Annotated in this window: 24 protein-coding genes and 7 pseudogenes; 11 read left to right on the top strand and 20 right to left on the bottom strand. The window is 68.7% G+C overall.

Translation table 11 applies throughout. The annotated features are described in order from the left end of the window. Positions 1 to 501: 501 nt before the first annotated feature. Together AB0N07_RS41980 and AB0N07_RS41985 are read left to right on the top strand one after the other, a co-directional pair. Positions 502 to 657, top strand: a complete 156-nt coding sequence (locus tag AB0N07_RS41980) for a hypothetical protein (protein WP_365844626.1) — start codon at positions 502 to 504, stop codon at positions 655 to 657. A gap of 357 nt (positions 658 to 1,014) precedes the next feature. Continuing rightward, entirely contained in the window at positions 1,015 to 1,863 is an 849-nt protein-coding gene (locus tag AB0N07_RS41985) for a hypothetical protein (RefSeq protein WP_365844628.1), read from the top strand. Positions 1,864 to 1,939: 76 nt separating this feature from the next. On the opposite strand, the gene AB0N07_RS41990 is transcribed toward AB0N07_RS41985, so the two are convergent. The 4 genes and pseudogenes from AB0N07_RS41990 to AB0N07_RS42005 all read right to left on the bottom strand — a co-directional run bounded on the left by AB0N07_RS41990 (position 1,940) and on the right by AB0N07_RS42005 (position 4,810). Then, positions 1,940 to 2,293, bottom strand: a complete 354-nt coding sequence (locus tag AB0N07_RS41990) for a transposase (protein ID WP_365844630.1) — start codon at positions 2,291 to 2,293, stop codon at positions 1,940 to 1,942. A gap of 316 nt (positions 2,294 to 2,609) precedes the next feature. After that, positions 2,610 to 2,852, bottom strand: a pseudogene (locus tag AB0N07_RS41995) (transposase family protein); the annotation flags it as partial. A 240-nt stretch (positions 2,853 to 3,092) separates the two neighbouring features. Then, positions 3,093 to 3,677 carry a hypothetical protein gene (locus tag AB0N07_RS42000; protein ID WP_365844632.1) on the bottom strand — a complete coding sequence of 195 codons (585 nt, stop codon included), beginning with the start codon at positions 3,675 to 3,677 and terminating at the stop codon, positions 3,093 to 3,095. A gap of 749 nt (positions 3,678 to 4,426) precedes the next feature. Next, on the bottom strand, positions 4,427 to 4,810 hold the full coding sequence (locus tag AB0N07_RS42005) for a nuclear transport factor 2 family protein (RefSeq protein WP_365844634.1): 384 nt from the start codon (positions 4,808 to 4,810) through the stop codon (positions 4,427 to 4,429). Between the two features lie 225 nt (positions 4,811 to 5,035). Here AB0N07_RS42005 and AB0N07_RS42010 point away from each other — a divergent pair, with 225 nt between their 5' ends. Further along, on the top strand, positions 5,036 to 5,413 hold the full coding sequence (locus AB0N07_RS42010) for a hypothetical protein (protein ID WP_030825962.1): 378 nt from the start codon (positions 5,036 to 5,038) through the stop codon (positions 5,411 to 5,413). On the opposite strand, the gene AB0N07_RS42015 is transcribed toward AB0N07_RS42010, so the two are convergent. The 12 genes and pseudogenes from AB0N07_RS42015 to AB0N07_RS42070 all read right to left on the bottom strand — a co-directional run bounded on the left by AB0N07_RS42015 (position 5,373) and on the right by AB0N07_RS42070 (position 17,036). Beyond that, positions 5,373 to 6,107: a Gfo/Idh/MocA family oxidoreductase gene (locus tag AB0N07_RS42015; RefSeq protein ID WP_365844636.1), complete on the bottom strand. Its 735-nt coding sequence runs from the start codon at positions 6,105 to 6,107 to the stop codon at positions 5,373 to 5,375. The genes AB0N07_RS42010 and AB0N07_RS42015 overlap by 41 nt on opposite strands. Before the next feature lie 43 nt (positions 6,108 to 6,150). After that, a pseudogene (locus AB0N07_RS42020) lies at positions 6,151 to 6,420 on the bottom strand (Gfo/Idh/MocA family oxidoreductase); the annotation flags it as partial. Then, positions 6,417 to 7,412 carry a sugar phosphate isomerase/epimerase gene (locus AB0N07_RS42025; protein WP_365844638.1) on the bottom strand — a complete coding sequence of 332 codons (996 nt, stop codon included), beginning with the start codon at positions 7,410 to 7,412 and terminating at the stop codon, positions 6,417 to 6,419. The gene AB0N07_RS42025 and the pseudogene AB0N07_RS42020, both read right to left, overlap by 4 nt. Then, positions 7,409 to 8,017 carry a nucleoside deaminase gene (locus AB0N07_RS42030; RefSeq protein ID WP_365844640.1) on the bottom strand — a complete coding sequence of 203 codons (609 nt, stop codon included), beginning with the start codon at positions 8,015 to 8,017 and terminating at the stop codon, positions 7,409 to 7,411. The genes AB0N07_RS42025 and AB0N07_RS42030 overlap by 4 nt, the downstream gene beginning before the upstream one ends. Before the next feature lie 15 nt (positions 8,018 to 8,032). After that, positions 8,033 to 9,559 carry a GMC oxidoreductase gene (locus tag AB0N07_RS42035; protein ID WP_365844642.1) on the bottom strand — a complete coding sequence of 509 codons (1,527 nt, stop codon included), beginning with the start codon at positions 9,557 to 9,559 and terminating at the stop codon, positions 8,033 to 8,035. A gap of 57 nt (positions 9,560 to 9,616) precedes the next feature. Then, the gene (locus AB0N07_RS42040; protein WP_365844664.1) at positions 9,617 to 10,747 is read right to left on the bottom strand and encodes an ROK family transcriptional regulator; all 1,131 of its coding nucleotides are present in this window, start codon (positions 10,745 to 10,747) and stop codon (positions 9,617 to 9,619) included. An 8-nt stretch (positions 10,748 to 10,755) separates the two neighbouring features. Next, complete coding sequence (locus tag AB0N07_RS42045) at positions 10,756 to 11,313, bottom strand: hypothetical protein (RefSeq protein WP_365844668.1); 558 nt, start codon at positions 11,311 to 11,313, stop codon at positions 10,756 to 10,758. 136 nt (positions 11,314 to 11,449) lie between these two features. Next, a pseudogene (locus AB0N07_RS42050) lies at positions 11,450 to 12,103 on the bottom strand (carboxylesterase family protein); the annotation flags it as partial. Further along, a complete protein-coding gene (locus AB0N07_RS42055; RefSeq protein ID WP_365844644.1) occupies positions 12,100 to 12,981 on the bottom strand; it encodes a carbohydrate ABC transporter permease in 882 nt (293 codons plus the stop codon). The gene AB0N07_RS42055 and the pseudogene AB0N07_RS42050, both read right to left, overlap by 4 nt. Then, the gene (locus AB0N07_RS42060) at positions 12,978 to 13,898 is read right to left on the bottom strand and encodes a sugar ABC transporter permease (RefSeq protein WP_365844646.1); all 921 of its coding nucleotides are present in this window, start codon (positions 13,896 to 13,898) and stop codon (positions 12,978 to 12,980) included. Before AB0N07_RS42060 ends, AB0N07_RS42055 begins: the two co-directional genes overlap by 4 nt. Before the next feature lie 7 nt (positions 13,899 to 13,905). Further along, a complete protein-coding gene (locus tag AB0N07_RS42065; protein WP_365844648.1) occupies positions 13,906 to 15,207 on the bottom strand; it encodes an extracellular solute-binding protein in 1,302 nt (433 codons plus the stop codon). Positions 15,208 to 16,610: 1,403 nt separating this feature from the next. Further along, entirely contained in the window at positions 16,611 to 17,036 is a 426-nt protein-coding gene (locus AB0N07_RS42070; RefSeq protein WP_365844650.1) for a hypothetical protein, read from the bottom strand. 166 nt (positions 17,037 to 17,202) lie between these two features. On the opposite strand from AB0N07_RS42070, the pseudogene AB0N07_RS42075 reads away from it, so the two are divergent. Beyond that, positions 17,203 to 17,342 (top strand): annotated as a pseudogene (locus AB0N07_RS42075) (AI-2E family transporter); the annotation flags it as partial. 117 nt (positions 17,343 to 17,459) lie between these two features. Next, positions 17,460 to 18,137 (top strand): HdeD family acid-resistance protein, encoded by a 678-nt coding sequence (locus tag AB0N07_RS42080; RefSeq protein WP_365844652.1) that lies wholly within the window; start codon positions 17,460 to 17,462, stop codon positions 18,135 to 18,137. 245 nt (positions 18,138 to 18,382) lie between these two features. Here the strand turns inward: AB0N07_RS42080 and AB0N07_RS42085 are convergent, their stop codons facing one another. Further along, positions 18,383 to 19,288: a diacylglycerol kinase family protein gene (locus AB0N07_RS42085; protein WP_365844654.1), complete on the bottom strand. Its 906-nt coding sequence runs from the start codon at positions 19,286 to 19,288 to the stop codon at positions 18,383 to 18,385. Positions 19,289 to 19,900: 612 nt separating this feature from the next. On the opposite strand from AB0N07_RS42085, the gene AB0N07_RS42090 reads away from it, so the two are divergent. Then, complete coding sequence (locus AB0N07_RS42090; RefSeq protein WP_365844656.1) at positions 19,901 to 21,133, top strand: SpoIIE family protein phosphatase; 1,233 nt, start codon at positions 19,901 to 19,903, stop codon at positions 21,131 to 21,133. Here the strand turns inward: AB0N07_RS42090 and AB0N07_RS42095 are convergent. Further along, complete coding sequence (locus AB0N07_RS42095) at positions 21,120 to 21,416, bottom strand: hypothetical protein (RefSeq protein WP_365844670.1); 297 nt, start codon at positions 21,414 to 21,416, stop codon at positions 21,120 to 21,122. The genes AB0N07_RS42090 and AB0N07_RS42095 overlap by 14 nt on opposite strands. On the opposite strand from AB0N07_RS42095, the pseudogene AB0N07_RS42100 reads away from it, so the two are divergent. Beyond that, positions 21,416 to 21,660: pseudogene (locus AB0N07_RS42100) on the top strand (GNAT family N-acetyltransferase); the annotation flags it as partial. The gene AB0N07_RS42095 and the pseudogene AB0N07_RS42100 sit on opposite strands and share 1 nt — an antisense overlap. Positions 21,661 to 22,481: 821 nt before the next feature. On the opposite strand, the gene AB0N07_RS42105 reads toward AB0N07_RS42100, so the two are convergent. Further along, on the bottom strand, positions 22,482 to 22,757 hold the full coding sequence (locus AB0N07_RS42105; RefSeq protein ID WP_365844658.1) for a hypothetical protein: 276 nt from the start codon (positions 22,755 to 22,757) through the stop codon (positions 22,482 to 22,484). 568 nt (positions 22,758 to 23,325) lie between these two features. On the opposite strand from AB0N07_RS42105, the pseudogene AB0N07_RS42110 reads away from it, so the two are divergent. From AB0N07_RS42110 to AB0N07_RS42125, 4 genes and pseudogenes are all read left to right on the top strand, one after another. Further along, positions 23,326 to 23,463 (top strand): annotated as a pseudogene (locus AB0N07_RS42110) (IS5/IS1182 family transposase); the annotation flags it as partial. Positions 23,464 to 23,530: 67 nt separating this feature from the next. Further along, positions 23,531 to 24,013, top strand: coding sequence for a winged helix-turn-helix domain-containing protein (locus AB0N07_RS42115; protein ID WP_365844660.1), 483 nt, complete (start codon positions 23,531 to 23,533; stop codon positions 24,011 to 24,013). Between the two features lie 53 nt (positions 24,014 to 24,066). Next, positions 24,067 to 24,624 (top strand): transposase, encoded by a 558-nt coding sequence (locus tag AB0N07_RS42120; protein ID WP_365844666.1) that lies wholly within the window; start codon positions 24,067 to 24,069, stop codon positions 24,622 to 24,624. A 1-nt stretch (position 24,625) separates the two neighbouring features. Continuing rightward, a pseudogene (locus AB0N07_RS42125) lies at positions 24,626 to 24,808 on the top strand (transposase); the annotation flags it as partial. Positions 24,809 to 24,893: 85 nt separating this feature from the next. On the opposite strand, the gene AB0N07_RS42130 reads toward AB0N07_RS42125, so the two are convergent. Beyond that, complete coding sequence (locus AB0N07_RS42130) at positions 24,894 to 25,058, bottom strand: hypothetical protein (protein WP_365844662.1); 165 nt, start codon at positions 25,056 to 25,058, stop codon at positions 24,894 to 24,896. Positions 25,059 to 25,156: the final 98 nt, after the last annotated feature.

Genomic DNA, 25,156 nt, shown 5'->3' on the forward strand with positions numbered 1-25,156 from the left:
CCGAGGACTCGCGCCCGCGACCAGCCCGAGCACCCCGACCAAACCGCACACCAGCCCCTCCGACCTGCACGTTCGAAGATGGCGAAGGCTCAAGGTCGTCACCCGGCAGAAACCCGGCGAGGGTTGTGCCGCCAACGTGGAACTCGTACCGGTCCAGGCAACGTTGGCGCGACCACTGGACGGACGGAAACTCATCGACGGATCTACCGGTCGATCGGTACCTGCCCCTGTCGTGACCTCCTCGACCTCACCCTCTCGCTGACCCTGGCCCTTCGCCCCCTCCGCCTTGAGCGCTGGGGGCGAATCTGTGCCGTGCTGCGGCGGTCGGTGCGACGGCGTGCCGCGCCAGGTCCTACCAGAGACAAGAAATCGCAAGCTAGTTCGTATCTGTTGTACGGGGCTGCCTGAGCTGCGCACCGTCAGGTGATCAACAACTGTGTCCTGCGCGAAAGTTGCGGCACGGCCCACTGGTCACGCAGGTTCACCACGACATGGGGAAGTGTGGGCAGACCGCTCACGTACATAGCCGGGATCGGTGCCGCCGCGCTTGCACTCGCGGCGGCCATGGTGCCGCAAACGGCAACCGCCCAGCCCACGGAGCCGAACAAACTGACGCTGGCGCAGATCGCCGCGCTCAGCCCGGAGCACAGGGCCTAACACTGGATCCGCTGCGGGCCATCGCGGCCGCAGCCGGCCAGGCCGTAAGGACCACCGAGGCAGACATCTACTCCAGTCTCAAGATCGACGCTCCCGAAGGGCGGGTCGATGTCTACCTCACCGACCTGTCCAAGGCGGCCGACTTCATCAAGGCGGCCAAGCAGGTCAACAAGCACATTGATGCCACACGCATCACCGTGCTGCACGCCCAGTACACACTGCGGGCCCTGCACGCCGCCAGGAACCGCCTGCTGGCGGAGGAGGCCGCGCACCAACTGCCCCTACAAGGTCTACACGGCCGCTGTCGCGACGGACGGTAGCGGCCTGCAGGTCGGCGTGGACAAACCGGACTCCGCCTTGGCCAGCACACCCCGCGCCTCTTCTGCCACGGGCCGGCGGGACAGCTCGACCGCCGCCAACGTCTCCGGTGTGAGCGTCACCTTCTCCAAGGGTCAGCAAGCGACGACCACCAGCTGGTCGGACACGAAGTGGCGCGACAGCTCGCCGTACATCGGCGGTGATCAGCTCACTGACGGCAACTATTACTGCTCAGCGGGCCTGCCGGCGGTACGAACCAGTGACAACAGGCCATTCATGATCACGGCCGGTCACTGCTTCAGCACCAACGACTCCGTCTACACGGGGGGTGGCTTCACGCCCACCATGGGCCACTACTCCGACGGGCTGACTGGCACGTTGGGGAATGATGTCGGCACTGTCGCCAGTGTGAGCACAGCGTGGGATGCGGAAACCATCTCCGGCTCGAACAACAACGGCGACGAAAGCGACAGCACGACCTGGCATCCCGTCACCAGTTCCGGGTACTCCTACAACGGAGACCAGGTCTGCCAAGACGGCGTCGCCTCGTTCTTCATGCAGCAGGGTGCCGTCTGCGGCATCGACGTCACCAACCAGGACATCACCTACTCGATCACTGACTGGGCGGGCACCCATAACGTCCGTGGAGTCGAGGGCACCCGCCTCTCGTCCAACATTCCCTGGGCCAACGCCCACGGTGACAGCGGAGCCATGGTCTTCAGCGTCAGCGGCAGCACCCGGCAGGCCCGCGGCGTCGTCTCCGCCGGCATCGGCCCCTGCTGCTACTCCTACGGGACAGAGGGCGACACGGCGTTCAACTACATCCTGTGGACTGAGGCCCCCGACATCCTGGGCCACTTCGGAATGAAGCTGAACCCGGCCACCTGATTGTCGCACCGCCGTTGGCCCTGGAACAGGTCTTCCGGCCTTGCGGCGTCGGCCAGCCGTTGGACGGTGCGATAGGTCATGCCGAGCTGTCGCTGGATGAGCGTCGGCTGTGGCCGGCGGCCAGCAGCGCGTGGACGGTGGGCCATGGCGACCCGTTCTCGGCCATTGCCGGAGCCGGACTCTTCTCCGGCGCCGACTCGGCGATGGTCACGCGGAGGCACGAGCGGTGGCGGGAGACGCACCGCTCGGCCGCTTCACCGAGGTTGCGCCAGAGGTGGAACCGGTCGGCGACCTGGACCGCGGTGGGCGCCCCGATGCTGGCGCCCTTGGCGAACAAAGGGGCGCGATCGCGGCGCACGACCTCGATCCCCGGGCGCTCGGACAGCCGGGCCGCGACAGTGCTCGCCTCGCGATCTGGCAGTAGATCCACCGGCTTGCGGGTCTCGACGTCGACAGAACGGTCCGGTAGACACGGCCCTTGCGCATCGCGTGCTCGTCGACGCCGATGACACGCGGAGTCTGTGGCTGAGGTTCTGGGAGGGCCTCGACCAGCCGCAGGACGGTGTTCCGGCTGGCTTTCGCACCGAAGACGTCGGCCAGCCGGTTGGGCACCGGCTCGACCGCCAGAGCCAGGCCGACCTCCGCCAGCACTGAGCGATTCGCTCGGTCCGTTGGCTGTACCTGCGGGTCAGGCCTGCGACCTGCTCGACGAACGTCCGCCGCCCGCAGGAGTCGTCTTCGCACGTGAAGCGCCGGACACGAAGTCGTAGCACCTCCTGCCGTCCTGCCACGGGGAGGTCAGCTGGAAACCGCAGGTACGAGCCGTGCACCCGCCCGGACCAGCTTCCGCAGCCTGGGCACCGAACCCCAACCGTCAGGCATCTGACACCGACTCGAATCACCTCGCCATCGTCCTGCGCCCACTCCACCCTGATCCCCGGGTCCGGCTGGAAGAGCAGCTCTTCCAGCCGGAGCAGTACCTCGCGCACAGGTCAGAACCATCATCCCGAACGCGGTCGGCACCGTCAGTTTCCGGACGATCTCGGGAGACCTACCAGCAAGACCAACGGTCACAGGGAGTAGCGCCCCACAGAAGTTGGACCAGAACCCGCTCTCGCGTACACAGCCATCCACGGCGCACCCGCATTCCCCTCTGCGGCGGCTGTACATGAGGCCACGTCCCGGCTGTGGCAGCTGGACGACGAAAGTGAGCCAGACCCGATTCTGGGTCAGAAGAAGTGGATGTAGAAGCCGCAGGAGGCGTTGTTGAAGGCGTTGGTGTTGTTGCCGTTGGAGAAGCTGTGAGTGTTCCCGGTGACAGTGGTCGAGCAGTCGTCGACCGAGGGGTCCGGGATGTAACCGTTGATGATGGCGGAGGCCATGAAGCTCTTCGGGTACGCGTACTGGGATCCCTGGTCGTAGGGCGGCACGTCAATCGAGACCAGCGAGGACGACGAGAAGCTCTTGTTGTCGGTGCCGAAGGGGACGCGCCCGACAGAGTTGTTACGCTCGTCGTTCAGGTAGACCGTGCCGGAGAAGTACGTGTTCGGGGCCGTCCAGTGGATCTCCGCGTACGCCATACGGCAGTTCGGGTAATAGCCGACGTACAGGTCGCCCACTTTGAACTGCTTCATATAGTCCGTGGTGTTGCCGTAGTAGTGGTACTGCACGGGCACGGAGTTGCCCAGCTGTATGCGGTAGGTGCCGCAGTCCGCAGCATGGGCGGCACCAGTCGGGATGGCGACGAGGGCGGCTGTCGCCGTGGCGACGGCAAGGCCCGCGACGGCGCGACGGAGGCGGGTACGGATGGACACAGTTCCCCCAGACACATGGCTGACAAGCCGGAAATGTAGTTGTTCGTGATCGAACGGCCAGGGAGCTTAGAGGTTGGGTCGACAGCAAAGGCCGGACCTCCACCCACTCCGGGTCTCTTCTGTCTGACGGACACCGGCGCGATCGGGATGATCGGCCGCGTTGCCGTACACGTGCGTGAGGCAATCGCACGTCGCGGCGGGCGAGTTGAAGTGAGAGGGGATCGCCGGCTGAGTCCCATGGGGCAATCTAGGGCCGACAACACATCGTGTGGAGTGTCTGGTTGCACAGTGAAGAGAGGGTTCCGGTGCCTCACTGCACAGTGAGCCGGGAAGCGACAAGAACCGTTCCCAGCAGACCCCGCAGCGCGAACCTTCACACAAGAGCGGGCGGCCCTGGTCGGCGTCGGCGGTGATGCGGCAGGTGATCAGGAGGGGACTGGCGTTGCCGAGTCCGATCGGGGCGAGAGCTGACCGGGACCAGGCGCGGACCTTATTGGGGCAGCGTTCCGATGGTGAGGCTTAGAGGTCAGTTCTGCCCAGTAGGGCCCCAGCAGGGTGGTGTGCGTCGCCGCCAGGCGCCCAGCCTCACTGGCCGGCTCCGTCCTGTACTCGTGCTGCCAGGTCCAACTCCGATAGGAGCGACGGGGCCTCGGCTACCCGTGTCTGATCGAGACCGGAACGGAGTCCTACCGGCTCGCCCGAACCAAGGCGAACAAGACCAACGGGCTGAGGTGAACACCTGCCGAGGATCAGGAGCTGAGATGCTCATGCAGCATCTTCAACGCTCCGTCCCGCCGCACGATGACGTTCGTGCCCCGGCCCTGGCCGGAGCGGGGTTCACCGTTCACGACACCGGTCCAGGCAAACAGATAACGACATACCGCGACATCAGCGGTGAGCACAGGCCACTCCAGTTCACGCACCTCATACACTTCGTCGAGGATCCTCGTGAACGTCTTCTCGATCGCGGATCGGATCTCCTCGATGCCCCGATGCGAACCGTCCGAGAACCAGTACACGGCGTCCTCGGCGATGAACGGCACGACACGTGAGACGTCGTGGCTGTTGTTGGCTCGTTCGTACTCGCCCATGAACTCAGCGAGCTCAGATTCCAGAGATGTCCGATCCGTCATGCGGCCATCATGCCGACGCAATCGCGCGGCCGTCGCTGTTCCCGCGCCGCTACAGCGGGCCCAAATCAAGCCGCCACCACACCGGAGGGCTTCGCCATGATCAAGCCCGCCGGCGTGAACAACGCTCGTGATCAATACACCTAGTGCTGTGACCGGGATGGTTCACCGTGATCAAAAGGCGGCTCGGGGGACGAGCGCACGCGAAACGACTGGTATTACTGGGGCATGCAGGAAGAGATTGCACGCTCCGCGATCGACACGTTCATCTCCGCGTTCAACGCCTCGGACGACAGCTATGTGACTGCCCTGCTCTCCCAGGCTCTGACCTCAGACGTGGTCTTCTGGGGGCCGTTGGGTCGCAGCGAAGGAATCGCGGCGGTCGAGCGGTTCGTGCTGGACATCCGGCGCCACCCGGCGGGGACCGGCACGATGGTGCGCTGCTCGGCGGTGGACATGCCTGACGAGTGGGCCCGGTACCAGTGGGTCTTCACCACGCCGGATGGAGGTCCCCGCCTGGCGGGAACGGACGTCGTTCATCTGCGGCGGAGCCTCATCGACCAGGTCATCGTCTTTGCGGGGGAGATCGAACCGTCCGCCTCCTGAGTTGTCCTTCTGCCGCTGCCCTTCTCCTGAACTTGCCCCCTTCGGCGCTCGGGGGCTGCGGTTCGCGGTTGGTCAGGCTGCGGTGTTGAGGGGGCGTCCGCCACAGCCGGTTCTTGCGGCCCGCCGACACCCGGGAGACCGTCACCGATACCAGTACCCCCTCGGTCGTACGGCCGACGACCGCGAGGGCGTCCTCCGTCGTGACCGTGACGCGGGCCGCGTCGGAGGGGGCCCCGTTGCCGAACGTCGGGCCGCGCGCCCGGGGCCGGTCGGCCACCGTCGTGGTCGTCTCGGCGAGCAGTTCGGCGACCCGGACCCCGGCCACCCATTCGACCAGGTCGAACCAGTGCGACCCGATGTCGGCGAACACCCGCGAGGCGCCGCCGGCGGCCGGATCCACCCGCCAGCTGGTGCTCTCGGGGGACAGCAGCCAGTCCTGGAGGTATGACCCGTGCAGGAGCTGCCGGCCGCCGAATCCGCACGTCGCGACACGGGACCGCAACTCGCGGACCACGGGGTGGTAGCGGTAGACGGACGGCACGGTGACGAGCCGGCCCGCCGACTCGGCCGCGTCCACGAGGAGTTGGGCATCGGCGGCGGTCGTCGCGACGGGTTTCTCGCACACGACGTGCTTGCCGGCCCGCAGGGCGTCGACCGCCTGACCGACGTGCAGGTGGTTTGGGGGTGCAGACATGGACGACGTCGATCGTGTCGTCGCTCAGGACGGCATCGAGGTCCGGGTAGCCGACATCGACCTGCCGGCGTTCGGCCGCAGTGAGGCTGCGCTCGGCCGTGAAGGACAGGACGCCGACGACCTCGGCCCCGCTCGCCCGTGCGCTGCGCAGATGGACGTCGCCGATCATGCCTGCGCCGAGGACGGCGACCCGCAGACGCGGGGTGCGCCCCGACCGGTCGGCCGCGGTCGCCGTCACGGGTGCGGGTGTGGACCGGCCGGGGTTGCCGGCGGTGGAGGGTGCGTGCGGGGAGTGCCCAGCGGGAGCGGTCATGCCTGGCCCGGCCTTTCGACGCGCGCGGCGTGATCGCCGACCGCCGACCGCGCCCGGGCTGTCTCCGCAATGGCCCGTCCCGCCCGCAGGGCGGCAACGGGATCAGCCGCCTCGTCCAACTCGACGAGGACGATGTCGGCGCCCGACGTACGGGACATCGCGTCGGCCCAAGCCCTCCAGTCCACGATGCCGGTGCCCAGTTCTGTCATGTAGGGCTGTTGCTGGGCGAAGACCGTCTCGTCGATGGTGAGTTCGATGTCGATCGGCTTGACGGCGTCCTTCCAGTGCGCGAGCGCGATGCGCTGGGAGTGACGGCGCGCGACGGCGACGGGGTCGCCCCCGCCGAGCGCGATGTGGCAGGAGTCGGGGCACAGCCACACGTAGCGCGGATCGGTCAGGGCCATGAACAGGTCGATGTCCCTCTCGTACCAGAGGGTGCTGTTGGACTCCGTATGGAAGGCCAGCTTCACGCCGTGCCGGGAGACGGCCTCGCCGACCATGTGGGCGATGTCGGCCATCCGGGTCATGTACGCGGCGTCCACGAAGAAGGGCGGACGCGTCCCGAACGTCGTCCGCATCGGCAGTCCGGCGACGAGCAGTCCCGCCCCCGCCTCGGCGAGGAAGGCGGCGCGTCGCTCGGCGTCGGCGACGATCGCGGGCAGGTTGCCGCCCTGCCGCCAGTCGGGGGCGTCGCTGCCGGCGACGAACGCGCTCACCACGGACAGACCGCGGGCCGCCAGCTCGCGGCGGAAGGAGGCCGCGCTACCGAAGGCGCGCAGAGCCGAGTCGATGTCGCCGGGTGCGAAGGTCAGCTCCAGGCCGGTGACCCCGGCCTTGGCCAGCGCCTCCATCACTCGTTCCCAGAAGGGCCGGGGATGGTCGCGGGCCCAGTCGCGCAGGGCGTCGGCGGAGTCCAGCCCCCAGAAGGCCGGGTGGTAGAAGGTGATGACGTCGGTCGCGAAACACGGTGCCGGCGGTTCCAGCGGTGTCATGCGGTGCCTCCGCGGGCGTTGTAGACGGTGACGCCTTCGGCGTCGACGGCATCCCGGTAGCCGCGGAACACGGCGAGCGCCTCGTCCCGCAGCACATCCCGTACGACCTTGATGCCGCGTGCCTCGAACTGCTCGGCCCAGTCCGCGCCGAGCGGGCCCTCGTCGAAGGTCGTGATCTCCTCCAGGTCCGGCCCCTCACCCGCGACCACGAGACCACGCACCCCGGACCACATCGTCGCGCCGTAACACTGCACGCACGGACGCCAGTTGACGACCAGCTCGTGCGCCGGCAGGCCCTCGCCGCCGAGGTCCCAGCCGCCGGTCGCCGTCTGGGCGAGGCCCAGCGCGACGACCTCGGCGTGCGCGCTGGAGACACCGGAGGCGAGGACGACGTTCACGCCGACCGAGATGATCCGGCCGGTGTCCTGCTCGGCGACGAGTGCCGCGAACGGACCGCCGTTGCCCTCACGCCAGTTGCGGTCGGCGAGGCGGTGCACGAGGCGCATCCGGTCCTCCCGGTCGGGGATGACGGCCGGCACGCCGGCGAGTTCGTCGTCGATCCACGCGGGTAGTGCCACGCGGTACTCCTTCTGGATGTCGATCACGGTTCCGGTTCCCTCTCAGTGGGCGGCGGGCGCGGTGATGCGTTCGGCGACGGCGCGCGCGGTCCGTACGGCGGTCACCGCGCCGGCCAGGGTGACGTTGGCGGCCATCGCGGTGGGGATCACGCCGTTGCCCGCCAGATACAGGTTGTCGAAGCCCCACACCCGGCCGTCGGGGTCGCACACGCTGGTGCCGTCGTCGGCACTGCCCGCCCGGACGGTGCCGGTCTGGTGCAGCGACGAGCCGGGCGGGAGCAGGGCCAGTTCGGTCTCGGGATCGAACGTGCCGAACTCCTCGGCGAGCGACCGGACCTGGTCCAGTGCCCGGCTGATCAGCTCACGGTCGGTGTCGGAGTAGCCGAACTCGACGGTGAACCGTGGCATTCCGGCGAGGTCGGTGTCCGACTCCGAGAAGACGAGCCGGTTCTCGGGGCGGGACTCGACGGGGGCGTACAGCGACAGGCCCACCGAGTGCGCCAGGGGGCGACCGGCCTCGTCCACGTACGTGCGGTTCATGATCTGGCCGTGGAACGGCTGCGCCGCTCCGTTCTGCGGCAGCCAGAGCGAGTCCGTGGCGAACTCGCCGGGGAGCGGCAGGGGCAGGGCGTCGAGGCCGATGCCGAACCGGTCGAGGTCGAGCAGCACCCGGGCGCTGATGAACGCGTGCTCGTTGAGGTGACGCCCCAGTGCCGCGGGCCGTATGCCGGACGCGAACAGCAGTTGCGGGGTGCGCAGGGCGTCGGCGCACACCACCACGGTGTCCGCAAGGAGTTCGGACTCGGTGCCCTCGGCCACGCGACGCAGCCGAGCGCCGACGACCCGGCCGCCCTCGGTGACGAGCGCCGTGGCGAGGGTGCCGGTCAGGAGTGTGAAGGCCGGGTCCCCGCCCGCCGCGATCGCGGGGAAGACCGTGCCCGGAGCCGTGCGTGGCATGGGTCCCGCCGGTGTCACGGTGACCGCCATCGGCATCGGCTGGGGCCGCCGGTCGTCCGGTCCGACGCCGTCGTAGCGTCGGCGCAACACGTCAAGTACCAGCTGTCCGACCGGGGTCGGGCCGATGGCGGCGGGCGTGACCGCGAGCAGGCGGCGCGCGGTGTCCAGATCCGTCGCCCAGCGGTCCGGGTCGCCGAAGTCGAACACCTCGTCCCCGGCGGGCCAGGGGGTCGCGGCGGTCCAGTGCACTCCCATGCCGCCCGTGTTCCACGCGAGGGCGGCAGCCGGCATCGCCTCGGCGTCCTCGCCGAAGGCGAGCGCGTGGAACATGCCGGGTGCCAGGCCGGTGACGCTCTCAGCGACGTCGCGCACCACTTCGGCGCCCGTGTACAGGCCCTGGATGCCGGTGGCGACCCGTTCGTTGTAACGCGACCACAGGGCGGGGTCGTCGAGGTCGTGCAGGTGCAGGCCGGGGGACGGTCCGATCGGCCGGCCGCCGTCGACCATGGTGATGTCCAGCGTCGGATCGGTGTCCCGCAGCAGCCGGGCCACGACGGATCCCATGATGCCGCTGCCCACGATGAGAACGCCGGTCCTGCTGGTGCCGGTCATGGTCGGGCTCCTGTCCTGAAACGTGGTGTGGGGGAGAAGTGCGGGTGGGATGCGCGATCACGCGCTCGGGACGGGCGGGCCGAACAACTCGGTGTCCATGTGGTCGAGCACGAACTTGACGGCGCCGATGAGCGGGCCGTCGGAGCCCAGTGCGGTGGCGCGCAGTTCGACGGCTGGGGTACGGGCGCCGCGCATCGCCTCGCGTACCCGGGGCAGCAGCACGTCGGCTGCGTCCTCCAGCCCGCCGCCGAGCACGATGAGTGACGGCGCGACCGTCCACGACAGGGTGGTGAGGATCGATGCGATGTTCTCCACGAACTCGTCGACCTCCGTGAGCGCCGCCGTATCGCCGGCCCGAGCCGCGTCGAAGCGGCTGAGTGCGACCCGCCGCCGGACCGGATCCGGTGAGGTCAGCCAGGCCACGGGACGGTCCTCGACCGAGCCGGCCGGCAGCGACACCGCCTCGGCGATCTCGCCCGCGGCGCCTTCGAGACCACGGTGCACGTCCCCGCGTATGAGGATGCCGAGGCCGGTCCGGTTCCCGAGCATCGCCCACACCACGTTGTCGTGGTCACCGGCCGCACCCCGCCAACGCTCGCCGAGCGCACCGAGATTGGTGTCGTTGTCCGCGAACCACGGCACATCGATGCGCTGCCCGAGTTCCTTGGGCAGGTGCACGCCTTCCCATCGCGTGGTGTGCACCAGACGTCGTACGACGCCGTCGTCGTCGATCGCGCCACCGCTCGCGATCGCGCCGGCCCGCAGCCGGCCGGCCGACCCGCCCGCGTCGTCGAGCGCCGCCAGCACCAGCGCCGCCGCGTCGTCCAGCGTGGCCTGCGAATCCTGGTAGGCGCGCAGCGGCCGGTGCGCCCGGCCGACGATGCGGCCGCGCACGTCGGCGACGACCGCGGACACGTCCTGGGTGGTGATGCGCACAGCGGCCAGCAGCGCGTGATCGGCCCGCAGTTCGTACCGGCGAGCGGGGCGTCCGGCACAGCCGCTCACCGGCACCCGGTCGAGTTCGCTCACCCAGCCCGCGTCGACGAGTGAGTCCAGGACGACTTCGATGGTGCGGCGGGACAAGCCGACCCGCTCGGACAGCTCGGCCAGCGTCATCGCCCCGGCCGAGACCGCCAGCGCGCGAAGGATCACCGAGGTGTTGACCCGCCGGACGGCGCTCTGGTTCATCCCGGGCATCAGCACACCACCACCGGGTCGAACACACCCGCGGTGTCGGCCGCCGGCACCGCCCCGGGCCTGCCGTACTCGCGAGCGGGGTCGCCGAGCCTTCCGGTCGCCGGCTCCCAGGCCGGCGGTCGGCCGTGGACGAACGCGGCGAGGTCGGCGTGCATGCAGGTGGCGAGTTCCGGGGGCGGCTGCGTTCCGAGGACCTCGGCGGTACTCGGCGCGTCGAGTACGTCGAAGAAGAACGGGATGTCGGCGCAGTGTACGGCTCCACCGAGTACGGGGGAGGGCCATTCGAAGGAGTACAGCCAGGTGCCGTCGGTGGCGTCGCGACGCGAGGCCGCCGCGCGCGGACAGGCGGCGCGGAACAGGGTGTCCGTCAGACGGGTGCCCGCCGCGCGGGCGGCGGCGTTGCGGATGCCCGGGGCGCCGCCGTCGAACTCGTCGCCCGTCGCGCCGAGCAGCAGCGGCACGCCGTGCCCGTGCACGGCCAGTCCCTCGGCGACGGGCACCGGAAAGGACGTCGTCGCCGACGACCGGACCGAGCACGAGCGGGCCGTCGTCGTCACCCCCTTCGCTCCGCAGCAGACGGACGCCCTGCTGAACCCTTTCCACCGTGAGGCCGCCGAACCCGTCACGCGTCGGCGGCACGCCGAGCCGGTCACCGAGCCGCCCGGCGAAGCCGCGCGCGGCGTCCGCGCCCACCTTGAAGAAACCGCCGGACACACTAACCGCGCGGTGGAAGCGACCACTGCCGAGGGGCGAGGAGAGCAGTGCGAGCACCGCCCCGCCTCCCGCCGACTGGCCGGCGACGGTGACCCGGCCCGGATCACCGCCGAAAGCCGCGATGTTCTCCCGCACCCAGTCGAGCGCGAGCAGCAGGTCGCGCAGCCCGAGGTTCAGCGGTACGCCGTCCAGCGGAGCGAACCCGTCGACGCCGAGCCGGTAGCCGGGCGTCACGGTGACGACTCCATCGCGGGCGAAGGCGCGGCCGTCGTACCACGGACTGGCCGGGCTGCCCGCGAGGAAGCCGCCGCCATGGATCCACACCAGCACCGGGCATGACACACCGTTCGCGGGGGCGACGACACTCAGGTTCAGTACGTCGTCGCCCGGCACCGACGGTTCCGGAATGGTGGTCGTGGCGCACAGCGGCACGCGCTGTGAGGTGGCACCGTACCGGGACGCGTCGAACGGCTGCGTGAACCGGCCGCGTCGCACCGGGCCCGCGAACCGCCGCGCACCGACGGGCGCTTCGGCGAACGGGACGCCGAGGAAACGCCGTACCCGGCCGGTGCGGCGGCCGACGACCGTACCCGCGGGAGCCTCCACCACGTCCACCACATCCACCGCGGTCACCGCATTCCCGTTCCGGAGATGCCCTGCACGAAGTAGCGCTGCAGGAACAGGAAGAGGACGAGGACCGGCATCATCACGACGATCGCGCCGGCGAGCATCAGGCCGTAGTCGGTGACGTGTGCGGAGGCCTGGCTGGTGGCGGCGAGGCCCACCGGCAACGTGTAGCTGGAGGTGCTCTGGGCGACGACGAGCGGCCAGATGAAGTTGTTCCACGAGAAGAGGAACGACATGATCGTGATCGTCGCGACGGCGGGGCCCGCCAGCGGCAGGAAGATCCGGAAGAAGATCCGGAACTCGCCCGCCCCGTCGATCCGGGCCGCTTCCAGCAGTTCGTCGGGGACCGACAGGGCGTACTGCCGCATGATGAACACGGACAGCGGCAGGGCCATGGAGGGCAGCGCGATACCCGTGAGGGTGTCCGCGAACCCCAGGTCGACGGTGATCACGAACTGGGTCACGAACACCGTGGTGAACGGCACCATCATCGCCGCCATGACCGCACCGAACGCGATCCGCCTGCCCGCGAAGTCCAGCTTGGCGAGCGCGTAACCCGCGGCCGACGCCGCCACGATGTTGCCGGCGACGACGATGACCGCGACCACGATGCTGTTGACCAGGAACCGGCCGAAGCCCTCGGTCTGGAACAGTCGTACGAAGTTGTCGAGTGTGACGTGCTGCGGAAGCCAGGCGCCGGGGTCGGAGCGGATCTCGTCGAGGCTGCGCAGCGACCCGCTGGTCACCCAGACGAACGGCAACATCGTGATCAGCGCGCACAGCACGAGCGCGCCGTACAGCAGGGGACGGGCGACGGACCGGCGGCGCACCTGCGTCCGTTCGCCTGTCATCCCGGCATTGCGTGGTGCGGCGATGGTGGTCATGCGCGAGGCCTCAGCATTCGGAACTGGACGATGCTCACCAACGTCACGAGCAGGAGCATCACGAAGGACGCCGCGGAGGACACGCCGAACTCGCCGACGCCGAACTGGTGGTAGGTGTACAGCGCCACCGACTCGGTGGAACCCAGCGGTCCGCCGCCCGTGAGCAGATACGGCTCGTCGAACACCTGGAGGTAGAAGACGGTCAGCAGCACCGACACCATGAGCGTGGTCGGCATCAGCAACGGCAGGGTGATGTGCCTGAGCTGACGCCACCGGCCGGCCCCGTCGAGGGAGGCGGCCTCGTACACGTCCTGCGGCACCGCCTGAAGACCGGCGAGGAACAGCACCATCGCGATGCCGAAGTTGCGCCAGACCCCGAGGGCGATGACCACGGGCATCGCAAGGTGCGTGTCGTCCAGCCAGTTCGGCCCGGCGAAACCGATGGCGCCGAGCACCTTGTTCACGGTGCCGTTGGTGTTGAAGGCGTACTGCCAGATCATGGCGACGGCCACGACGTTCGTGACGACCGGTGCGAAGAAGACGGTACGGAAGGTGCCGCGCAGCCGCCGGATGCCGGAGTTGAGCACGAGAGCGAGCGCGAACCCGACCCCCATCGTCAACGGCACACCGACGGCCACGAACAGGACCGTGTTGAGGATGTCCCGCAGGAAGATCGGGTCCTCCAGCAGCCGGAGGTAGTTCTGGATGCCGGTGAAGTTGACGGCGAGCGGATGCCGCAGGTCCGTGCCGTGCAGATCGGTGAGGCTGAACCCGAGCGCGGCGACCGTGGGTATCGCCGTGTAGAGCAGGAACACCAGGGCGAACGGCGCGAGGAACAGCCAGGCGACGGCCGTTCGCCGGGCGCCCCGGGGCCGACGCGCACCGCGCGGTGTCGCCGGCCCGATGGTGGCGGTCATCCGAGGATCACCCCTTGCCCGTGCCGAGACTCTCGGCGTACGCCTGGACGTTCGCGGCGGCCTTCGCGGCGGTCCCCTTGCCCTTGGCCACGGCTTCCATCTCCTTGCCCAGCCGGGTGGCGACCTGCTGCCAGGTGCTCACCTGCGGGAACGCCCGGGTGTTCTTCAACTGCGCGAGGAAGGCGTCCAGCAGCGGCTGGCCCGCGATGGCCGGGTTGGCCCAGGCGGAGGCGACGGCCGGCAGCGAGCTGTACGCCTTGTACTGCGCGACCTGGGTGCTCGGCTCGGAGATGTACCGGATGAGCTTCCAGGCCGCGTCCGCGTTGCCGCTGTCGGCGAGCACGCCCCAGCTGCCCCCGGCGGAGAAGGAGACCCTGCCCGACGGTCCGGCCGGCAGGGGTGCGGTGGCGACGTCGGAGGCCGTCCAGCCGGACTTCTTCGCGACCGCGTCGAGCTGGCCGATGACCCACGGGCCCGTGATCATGCAGGCGGTCTTGCCCGACACGAAGTACGGCTGCGCGTCGAGGAACGTGGGCCCGCTGGTGTCGGCGATACCCGAGGTGAAGAACGACGCGTTGTACTTGATCGCGTCGACCATCGCCGGCGTGTCGAGCGTCCACTTGCCGCCGGGCGAGAGCAGCGAGCCGCCCGCCTGCCAGGCGTACATCGCGACGTCCTGGCCGTTGAAGATGTCCCAGCCGATGTCCGCCCCGAGCCCGTGCCCGGCGCCGACGCGCTGCAGCGCCTTGAAGAACGGCACCATTTCGTCCCATGTCGTCGGCGCCTTGACACCCGCCTTCTTGGCGAGGTCGGAGCGGTAGACGAGCGCATATGTGTAGGCGTACCAGGGCACCGTGTAGGCGACGTTCTTCACCACACCGGCGTCCCACAGACTCGTGAAGAAGGCGGACGGGTCGACGAGACCGTCCGGGACGGGCCGCAGGATGGACGGATCGAGGAACTGCGCCTGCGACTCGGGGAAGACCTGGGCGACATCGGGTCCCTTGCCGGCCGCGATCGCCGACTGGAGCTTGGTGTAGTACTCGGCGTTCGGGATCAGCGTGAACTTCACCGTGAGCTTGGGGTTCGCGGCCTTGAAGGGCTTGATGACCTTGTCGAGCACGTCGGCATCGCCCTGGGCGGCCCAGACGTTGACCGTTCCCTTGGCCGGGGAGTCGTCGACGGGCTTGGCAGTGGCGACGGCCGCAGCGTTGTCACTGCCGCGACCGCAGCCTGCCAGGGCGAAGCTGCCGAGGAGAGCTGTGCCGGCGGTCAGCCGTAGGACACCGCGTCTGGAGGGGTGGGACACGCTGGGCTCCTGACTCCTGGCGCTGAGCGCATAGGAAGATTTCGGGGAAAGTAGCGAATTGGGTCCGACGGGATGTGATCGGCGTGACGGCGCCTTTACGGCGTGGCAGTGACCGTAGGCGTGACGGGTTGCCGTGGCATCGCGTGTCCGTCACCGTGAAATTTCGGAAGTTGTAGCAAAATCCGTCTGCGCCGCATCCGGGCTCTGCGTGACCAAGCTCGTATGTCCGGGACCGGGGGAATGGGCGGCGCGTACCGAAAGCCTCGCCCGTGCTGGTCACAGCCCTGCACTTGTCGGCGCTGCGAACAGCCGACTGCCGCGGAGAGCCGACCCGCGCGCAGTGGCTCGAACCTCGCCAGTACACCGACGCTGTCCACAAGGCAGTCGGCGCCGGCCTTTCGTGCTGGACCCACGCGATCGGTGACGCCGCGATCACCCACGCACTCGACGCCTACGCAGAAGCCGGTCGCCCGACCAACGGCTGCGTGGAGGCGACGACGTCCAGCTCGGCGAGTCACGCGCCTGCCATGACCACTCGAACGAGTCGGCTACGTCCCGGAACAAGGTGAGCGGGTCTGCACCGCAGACGGTCAGGTCGGCCCTGTAGTCGGAGATGGGCCAGTCGGAGCCGGAGGCAACCTGGACGCCGGCCTCTACTCGACGACGGCGACATGTACGGCGGCCCATCGACCGGTGCCGGACCCACGGTGTAGGCGGCGAGCGCCGACGGCCTAGCACAGCGCACAGGTCCGAGTCGGGTCGACCAGTTGTCGGAATGGTCGGGTTGTGACCAATCCATGTGCGTGGGTTCGCGCGGCGGCGGCGGAGTCGGTCGACGGCCGCGTCTTCCCGGCTGAGGACCTCCGAGCGTTGCTCATCGCCGCGTGTTGGACGGAAACGTGGTGCACCAAGGCGACGCCTGAAGGTAGGTCGGTAGCGCCCAGCTAAACGCTTCGGCACGAGGGCGACAGATGCGGTCGTTCAGCCCCAAGGACTGTCAGCCGCGCGGGGTGCGCCTTGGTCGAGCCACGCGCTCGTGGCGCCGGGCCGTCTGCGTGTCGTTTTTCTCAGTCGCCGGCGTGCTGGACCCGGGGTGGCGCCTGGCGGAATCTCCAACCGCGCTGTGCCCGTCGGCGGGTTCCGGTGGACGTCTTCGCTCGTCGCGACGTAGCGGGGCCGTTCGATCAGGCTGTGGCGGAGAGGCTGCCTGAAGGTCGGCCCAATCGATATCGGACACGATGCACACCGGGAAACCCTGTCTGCCCCAGGCGGCCGTGGCGGGCGGAGCGGACCTGCTCGGGGTCGCGGGCGGCGACGACACCCAGGCGCGCGATCAGGCGCCCCGTGGCGAGCCGCCCTGGGCCGTGCATCGTCTGAGATTCGCCGTTCGTTCGGCCCTGCTCCTACCTGCCGGCCAGAGCTTCGGCCTCCACGCGGGCCCGCACCGCCTCCAGTGCAGCGTATTCCGCTTCCAGGATCGCGGAGCCGGCGAAGTCGATCGCGAACGACGCGTACCCCTCCGCATCATCCGCCTTCACCTCGGCACGCTTCACGTCAAGCTCGCCCTTGCACTCCTGGAGATGGCTCTTGGTCGTCCCTACATGCTCCTGCCACTTGTTCTTTGCCTCTTCCAGTGACGCGGCGGCAGCGGCCTTCTGCTCGACTCCCTCACGGCGGAGTTGCTCTGCCCGCTGTTCCGTCTCCCGCTGAACCTGTTCGATCGCGGCCGCCAGGTCCTCCTGGTCCTTGGCGATGGCGCTCTGCACCTGCTCTTGTGCGTGCTTCGACCAATCCGTCAGTTGGGCTATGCGGTCCGTCATCTGCGTCATGGTCCTGCCCTTCCGATTGCCCTGAAAGGACTATTCTCATTAATTCGAACATATCGGACAGGGGGCTGCTGCGCGCGTGGCAGCGCCATGGCAGCGAACAGGTCGGGACAGGGCGGGACGTGGGCGTATTCGCCGCGCCCCAGGGCGGCTCGCCGCGGGTGCCCGAATCCATCCGGCGGTGGCCTTCGGCTCCGTGATCACGGGCACCGCGGTGCTTGTGTGGCCGGCAGTCTGATCGACATTCCGCTGGTGGCCACGTTGCAGACGTTTTTCGGTGCGTATGTGAAGCGGTACGACGTGGCAGATTGCGTGGATTGCTGCGCCGCCGCAGTCGGTCCTGGGTCTCCGCCAGGTGAATCAGAGCCGGTTGGGTGACGATGGAGGTGTACGGCCCGACTGTGCTTTCCAGGAGGAGGCAGCGGCATGACTTATCCCTCCGATTCCTCAGGCACCGGCCCTCCGCGCGGCACCGAGCCACAGGACGCCCTCTCGACCGAAGGCCTGGGCGCGTTGGCGAACATGGGCTGGCAGATCCTGCTCACCACGGGCCTGGCCACGATCGCTCTGGGCGTCGTCGTCTTCGCCTGGCCGGAGGAGACGCTGCAGGTCGTAGGCGTACTCTTCGGCATCTACCTGCTGGCTACCGGTGTCTTCCAGCTGGCCGCGGCCTTCGGCACGCACGTCCCCCGGCATCTTCGGGTGCTGCACTTCCTCACGGGTGCGCTCTCCGTCCTGCTGGGGCTGATCTGCTTCCGGGGCACTCTGCAGTCGGTCTTCCTGCTCGCCCTGTGGATCGGCTTCAGCTGGCTGATGCGCGGCATCATGGTGACGGCAGCGGCGGCCTCCGCCGAGGGCACGCCGGCACGCGGCTGGCAGCTGTTCTACGGGATCATCAGCACTCTGGCGGGCATCGTGCTGATCGTTTCGCCGTTCACCTCGATCGCCGCACTCACCCTGGCGGTGGGCGTCATGGCCGTGGTCCTGGGGGTGGTCGAGGTGTTCCAGGCCATCAGGATGCGCGTCGAAGTCGGCCGCCTCGCTCCGGGCGGCACTGCCACACAGCGGCGGCCCCTGTTCCACCGCCCGCACCCCCAGCACTGATCACCGGGCCCGGCCGGGCAGCCACGGACGAGCGGCCAAGCGGCACTCCGTGCAGCAGGCGGGCACCTCGGTCAGCGCCTTCACCACGCGGTCAGGGTCCCGTCAGCCCCAGGCTTTCATGAAGCGGGATGTCCAGCAGATGATCCGCGAAGGCGGATGGGCCGAGCGGAGCGCAGCGCGGACGTCACGCTCGGCCGACCCCGGTGAGGCAAGGGATACGGGAGTCCGGCACTCAGGGATTTCCCTCAGTGGCGCATGGCGCGCTCCGGTGGCACCCCCGGGCGGTCCTTGGGCAGCAGCAAACGCAGGGCACCCGGCCGGATACTGCACACGGCGGGCAGAGGAAGCCGCACCGCTTCGCCGTCGACGCCCGCGTCGAGGTGCCGCACCTCGCCGTGCAGTGTGATGCCGGGGGCAGACCAGATGACGGCCCCATTCTCCGCCGACCCGGTACCGCGCTTGTACTGTCGCAGGTCGCTGCGCAGATGCCGCAGGAGATCCGGGGGAGCCTGCGCCCGGCGCTTGAGAACGATGACGCCCAGCTGTCCCGTGCTGAGGGAGAAGCGACGCCCGAGCCAACGCGGTGTGGCCAGGTGGTAAGGGTTGTTGGAGATCAGCACCACCTGCGGGAACTCGACGGTCCCCCATGGTGTGTCCACGCGGGCCTCGACCCACTGCTTGCCCTTGGCGTAGTCGGGTGCCACTGCGGCGAACGCGCGAGGCTTGTCCTCCCGGTATCCGGGCTCCAGCAGGGCATCGGCGTACAGGCCGAAAGACACGTTGTTGATGAAGACACGCGAGCCGAGCACGCCCAGGTCCACTTGCGCGGGCTCACCGTCGACCAGGGCGTCCAGCGCCCGCCCCGGATCGCGCAGATCGAGGCCCAGGTCCCGGGCGAAGTGGTTGCGGGTACCCGCCGGGACCACGACCAGCGACCGGCCCGTGTCAGCGGCCACCTCGGCGACCGCCGACACGGTGCCGTCACCGCCCGCGACCCCCAGTACCTGCGCCCCCTCCACCACGGCGTTCCTCGCGAGCGACGCCGCGTCCTGTTCCGCGCTGGTCGTCCAGACCTGGGCTCCCATTTCCTCGGCCCGCTGCACCAGGCCGTGACGAGCCGCCTTGCCGCCGCCCGAGTGTGGATTGATCACGATCACCACCCGGGCACGCGTCCGAGCGCCGGCCATCACCGCATCGCCTCTCGGTGTTCAGGCGGTGAGAAGGAATTACCAGCCCATGTTCGCCAAGGTTGCCGGGCTTCCGCCGAGCAAGGGTCCTGTGGAGCGGTGCCGTGCGGGGGAATGGTGCCGGTGCCTGCCGGGCTTGCGGAGAGGGATGTCATGCCGCCTCACCGTCCCCGATAGAGGTGTGGATCGGTTCCTTCCATCGTCACTCCGACCAGCCCCGTATCGCCTGGCGGGGGGTTGTCCACGGAGAGTTTCCTGGTCGGTGCCGTCGCCCTGGCTCCCGCTTCGGGCGACCTCTCTGCGATACCAACAGCGCTGGGACTCCTCGCTCCAGAAGGCTTGCCTCGCCTCCGGCGGAGACTCCTCCAGCCCGCATCCCTCTGGCTCAGCCTCGGCTGCGTAAACGAGCCGGGGCCTGGTCGGCGGGCATGGCTCCAGCTGCGGGGCAGCAGCTTCCGGGACCCGGTCGGGGGTCGCGGTGCCGAGTGAAGGAAAGCGAACGAACGAGCCCGAGCACTGGATCGCCCGTAGATTGGAAGTCCAGGCAGTCGCTCTCGCGGCCACGGAGAGCGCGTGATGACAGCGGACATCGATTTCACGGCGTTCTTCGACGCCACACCAAGCCCGTACCTGGTGCTGGATGCGGACCTGGTGATCCGCTACGTCAACCCGGCATGCCTGCGTGCAGGCCGGACCAAGGACGAGTTGATCGGGAAGTACTTCTTCGACGCCCTGCCTGAAAATCCCGGCATCCGCGACGACGCGGAACGAGACCTGAAAGCCGCACTGCACCGGCTCGTACACACCGGGAAGCCGGAAAGCGCGGTGCTCCAGCGGTACGACGTTCCCGCCCCCGATCAACAGGACAAGTTCGAGGAGCGATGGTGGTCCGTCATCCACACCCCCCTTTGCGGACCTGACGGCACAGTGAAGTGGATCATCCAACAGGTGACGGACGTCACGGCCTTCGTCCACTCACCCCAGGCCCATCAGCTCAGCAAGGAGACGCCCGAACGAACCGAGAGCATGGCAGCCGAACTGTACGCAAGGGCCCGCGAGCTGCACCGGCTGAACCAGGAACTGCGCCAGGCCCACGCCCGCGAACAGCAGGTCGCCATCACCCTGCAGGAAGCCATGCTCTCCGTCCCCGACCTGGACCGGCACACCAACATCGCCGTGCGCTACCTGCCCGCGGCCGCGTCACTGAACGTGTGCGGCGACTGGTACGACATCGTCGACCTGCCACCCGACCGCTACGCCGTGGCGGTCGGAGACGTAGTCGGCCACGGCCTGCACGCCGCGGCCGTCATGGGCATGCTCCGTAGCGCCCTGAGCGCCGTCATCCGCGCCATTCCCAGCCCCGCCCAGGCCCTGGAAGTCCTCGGCCTCTATGCCCGCTCCGTGGACGGCGCCATGGCCGCCACCGCAGTCAAGGTACTCATCGACACCCGCAGCAAACTGATCGTCTACAGCAATGCCGGGCACCCACCGCCGATCCTGCTCCACACCGACGGAACCTACGACCTGCTGGACCAGGCCACCGACCCGCCACTCGGCACACGCGAGCACCATGTTCCCCGCCCTCAGGCCGGCATCCCCTACACGCCGGGAGACATCCTCGTGCTGTACACCGACGGCCTCATCGAGCGCCGCGACGAGGACATCGACACCGGCCTGGCACGCCTGACCACAGCCCTGGCCCAAGACCAAACCCTCCCCCCTGACCTACTGGCCGACGCACTGCTGACCCGGCTCAACGTCGCAGAGGGCGTCTTCGACGACATCGCTCTCGTCATCATCCGCCTATGACCCAGCACGTTCCCGACAGCTCCCGGAGAGACGCCCGCATTTGGAACAGGCACTCACCACCGGACATCTGTGCGCCTTCATCCTCAAGCGCCCGGCTCAGGCGCCCCGGACCCACCAGCACGGTGCCGGTCCGGCGGGTGAAGGGGTTGTCGTCTGGTCGGCTCACGGCATCACGCTGCACGGTGACGTCCGGCAACTGGACGCGGGCATCGACGCCGAAGCGGTGCGGCTTCCTCTCGCCGTAGTGTGCGGAATTCAGCCGGGTGCCCTGCGTGTGCTGCACTCGACCTGCTGTTCGTCGCAGACGACGTGCAGGGGCGGGGTATTGGACGACTGCTCGTTGCGCACATGGAGTCCGAGGCCCGTGCCGCCGGGCTCGACCGTCTCAAGGTCGTGTCGCATCATCCCGCCGAGGGCTTCTACCACCGCGTCGGTGCGGTGCGGTGCGGACCAGGACCGTGTTCGCGAACCCGCCCGCCGTGCCGTGGGACTGTCCCGAGTTCGAGTTTCACATTCCTTCGGCATGAGGCGGTGTGCCGTTTTGCGGGCGCAGGTTTCGCCTGCAGGTGGCCGGCTTGCAGCGGCGGCTGAACCCGGCGCGCTCGGTCTCGACGCGGCGGGCAGTCCGCCAAAGCGTGGACGGCCGCTGGTGTCCGCTGTCCTTGGTTGTCGCACCGGAGCGGGGGCAGACTGCACGCAGATCAAGCTGCCTTTGCCGCAGCGCGTATGCCGCTTTCGGTGTCCGGCGCGCAAGGCGTTGCCGGACCGGGAGGTGCTGTGCGGCGTCTTCTGTGTACTGCGCGTCGGCGCTGCGAAACTCGGCCCGATCGCCGTCGCGGAGTGGGACAGGGGTCCTGACCGACGATCAGGACCCGGACGTCATCGGATGGCCCGTAGCATATTCGCCCCTGCCGGAAGATTCGTCCGGCCCCACAGAAGTCAGATGTGGATACAGGTCAGGGTTCCAGTTGGCCCTGGCCGGGTGAGCCCCGCCCAGCGAGTGCCCCGTCCCACTGACTCGGCAAGACCCCGACACGCCGACAGAGACAAACCAGTTCAGGGACCTGATCCGCGAGGGCGGACAAGATCCCTGAGCTGGTTTTGGAGGCGTCTCGGTGTCATCGGCATTGGCCTGCGGCCTGGTCAGCACGGCTCGCTAGACTGGCGCGCTGCCATCAGCGGAACAACCCACAGACCGTCTGCACGGCCTGTGCTCCACCGGTTGGTCTCGCAATGGGGCGCTGGTCTGCACCCGCCGACGACTCACGTCGATCAGCCCCCGTCGGCATGCGGACGGCATACCGACCTGTACAACAGGGCACAGCGGTCCCCCCTTCTATGGCACGGCCTAGAAGGCGCGGTTGTCGCAGCCCATGGACGAGCCGACGTGGGTGTCCTGCCCGCCCGAGTTGCCCTCGCCGCCGAGCGCGTTGCCCAGCGCGCCGTTGAGGACGCCGACCTGGCCGAGGACGTCGACGTTCAGGTCGTGCGACTTGCAGTGGGCGCTCTGCAGGACGTTGCCGCCGTGACCGTCGTCCCCGGTGGCGGTGGCGGTGCCGGTGCTCAGGAGTCCAACGCTGCCGAGGGTGACCGTCAGGACGGCAGCCTTGAGAAGCTTGTGCATGTCATCTCCGTTTGGAGTGAGGTGAGTGCGATCCGTAAGGGATCGGTTCCGTATAGTCACATGACGTTAATATGAAAAATCGCAATATCATCCATTGACACGCCGGGATCTACGATCGGCCGGATCGCCCGAGCCGCGAGACGTGATTGACACAGGAAGTGCGTGGCCCGGCGTCGTGTTCTGGGTGCAGTGTCGGTAGCGGGAACGTCGCAGGCCCTGGGCCCGGACGCCCTCCGAGGGGGTGGCCTCGATGCCGGCGCGGATCGCGAAACTGTGCCTTTATTGCTCTCGGTCTGCTGGTCGAGCCGATTCGTCGTCTGACCGGCTCCGCCGTGGCGAGCTGGTCCATGGCCAGGGCCGGTAGCCGGTCTGCGGGATCGTCCTCGGTGGTCTGGTCATGGATGTCGCTCAGGGCTGTGAAGCCGACCCCCGGATCGTGCAGCTCCAGGCCGGGACAGTGCTTCCAGTCGAGACGGCTGCGGACGGGGCCGGTGTCTGCCGGTGGGTGAGGTTCTCTGCTCACTGCAGCACTGACGCCAATGGCGGGCGGGCCGGCGACAGTCCGCGCCGTCCGCACATCCTGTCGGACGCGAACGGACTGCCTCTCCTCGTCGGCGTCTCAGCCGGCAACACCCACGACAGCGAGGGGCTGAAGCCCATGATCGAGGGTCACCAAACGAGACACGACCCTCATCGAGGCCGGTACCTACTGATCTCTTCGGGGTGTTGTCGGGGGTGGTGACGGGTGGTGATCCCTGCGGTAGGCCGGTGGTATGCGGTACGCGCAGGGCGGCGGACTGACCGCCGAGAGGCGGCGGTTACGCGAACGGATCCGGTACGAGGCGGGCGAGCGGTTTGGTCGCGGTGAGAGAAACGCGCTGATCGCGAAGGATCTGCGGGTGAGCGAGCGGTCGGTGGAACGCTGGCGGCGTGCCTGGCGGGAGGGCGGAATGGCAGCCCTCGCCTCCTCGGGGCCGCCGAAACTGCCCAAGCTGTCCGATGGCCAGTTCGCCGAACTGGAACAGGAACTGGCGCTGGGGCCGGCCGTGCATGGCTGGGAGGACCAGCGCTGGACCCTGGCCCGGATCAGAGAGCTGATCGCCCGGAAGTTCCGATTGGGCTGCTCGTCGGCGGCGGTGTGGCGGCTGATGCACCGGCACGGCTGGTCCTGGCAGTGTCCCGCCCGGCGGGCACTTGAGCGCGACGAGCAGGCGGTGGGCCTGTGGAAGAAGGACGTGTGGCCGCAGGCGGAATGACCGCGGCGGCGCTGGGGGCATACATCGTCTTCGAGGACGAGGCCGGGTTCTCGATGACACCGCCGCGCGCTCGCACCTGGGGCCGGCGTGGACACACGCCGGTGGTGCGAGTGCGGGGCCGCTCCTGGCGTCGCTGGTCGATCGCGGCGATGTGCTGTTACAAGCCGGGCGAGACTTCCCGGTTGATCTACCGGCCGCGCCGCCACCGCAAGCACCGGGGCAAAGGCCGCGACACCTTCGCCTGGAACGACTACCGCGACCTGATCGTCCGCGCCCATATCCAACTCCAGGCCCCCATCGTCCTGATCTGGGACAATCTCAACACCCACCGGGCCGCCGGAATGCGTGAGTACGCGGCCGCACACGACTGGCTCACGATCGTCCAACTGCCCTCTTACGCACCGGACTTGAACCCGGTCGAGGGCATCTGGTCGCTGTTACGGCGCGGGTCGCTCGCCAACGTTGCCTTCACCGACGACGAGCACCTCGAACGCACCCTTCGCCGGGGCTTACGTCATATCCAGCTCCGGCCCGACCTCATCGATGGTTGCCTGGCCGGCACCAGACTGACCCTCACCCAGCAGCCGACAACAACCCGAGGAAGTCAGTAATCCCCAACGGCTACGCGCGGACAAAGCCTACGACCGACCAGACCTGCGGAAACGGTTACGTGGCAAGCGCATTGGAGTCCGGATAGCCCGCAAAGGCATCGAGTCCAGCGAACGGCTGGGCCGCCGCAGGTGGGTGATCGAGAGGCCGATGTCGTGGCTGTCCGGCTACATCAGGGTCGGTGTAGAGCTCGGGTGAACCGGCAGACGCGGAAGGGTTGAGCGCGGTCCGGCCGAGGCCGCTGCTCCGGTAAGCGCCACCTCACCGCCGGTCACCACTCGGTGGCGATGGCCGGTTTGGTCTGGCCCTCGGGCAGCATGACGGAGACCTCTTTGGAGCCGGGCCACCGGCCCTTGCCCTCGGCGACCCCGGTGCTGCCGGTGAGGAGCGAGGCGGTCGGGGCCGTACCGATCACGGCCTTCGTGCGTCGCTTCATGCAGCAAGGCCGGGAAGTTAAGGATCTTCTGGTCGGTGTCGAGCGTGTCGGGTCAGCAGGCGAGGGCGTAGGTGGCGGGGCCGGTCTTGTGGATCAGG

Origin of the sequence: Streptomyces sp. NPDC051172, assembly GCF_040682555.1 — a bacterium.
In the GTDB taxonomy this organism is placed as follows: Bacteria; Actinomycetota; Actinomycetes; order Streptomycetales; family Streptomycetaceae; genus Streptomyces.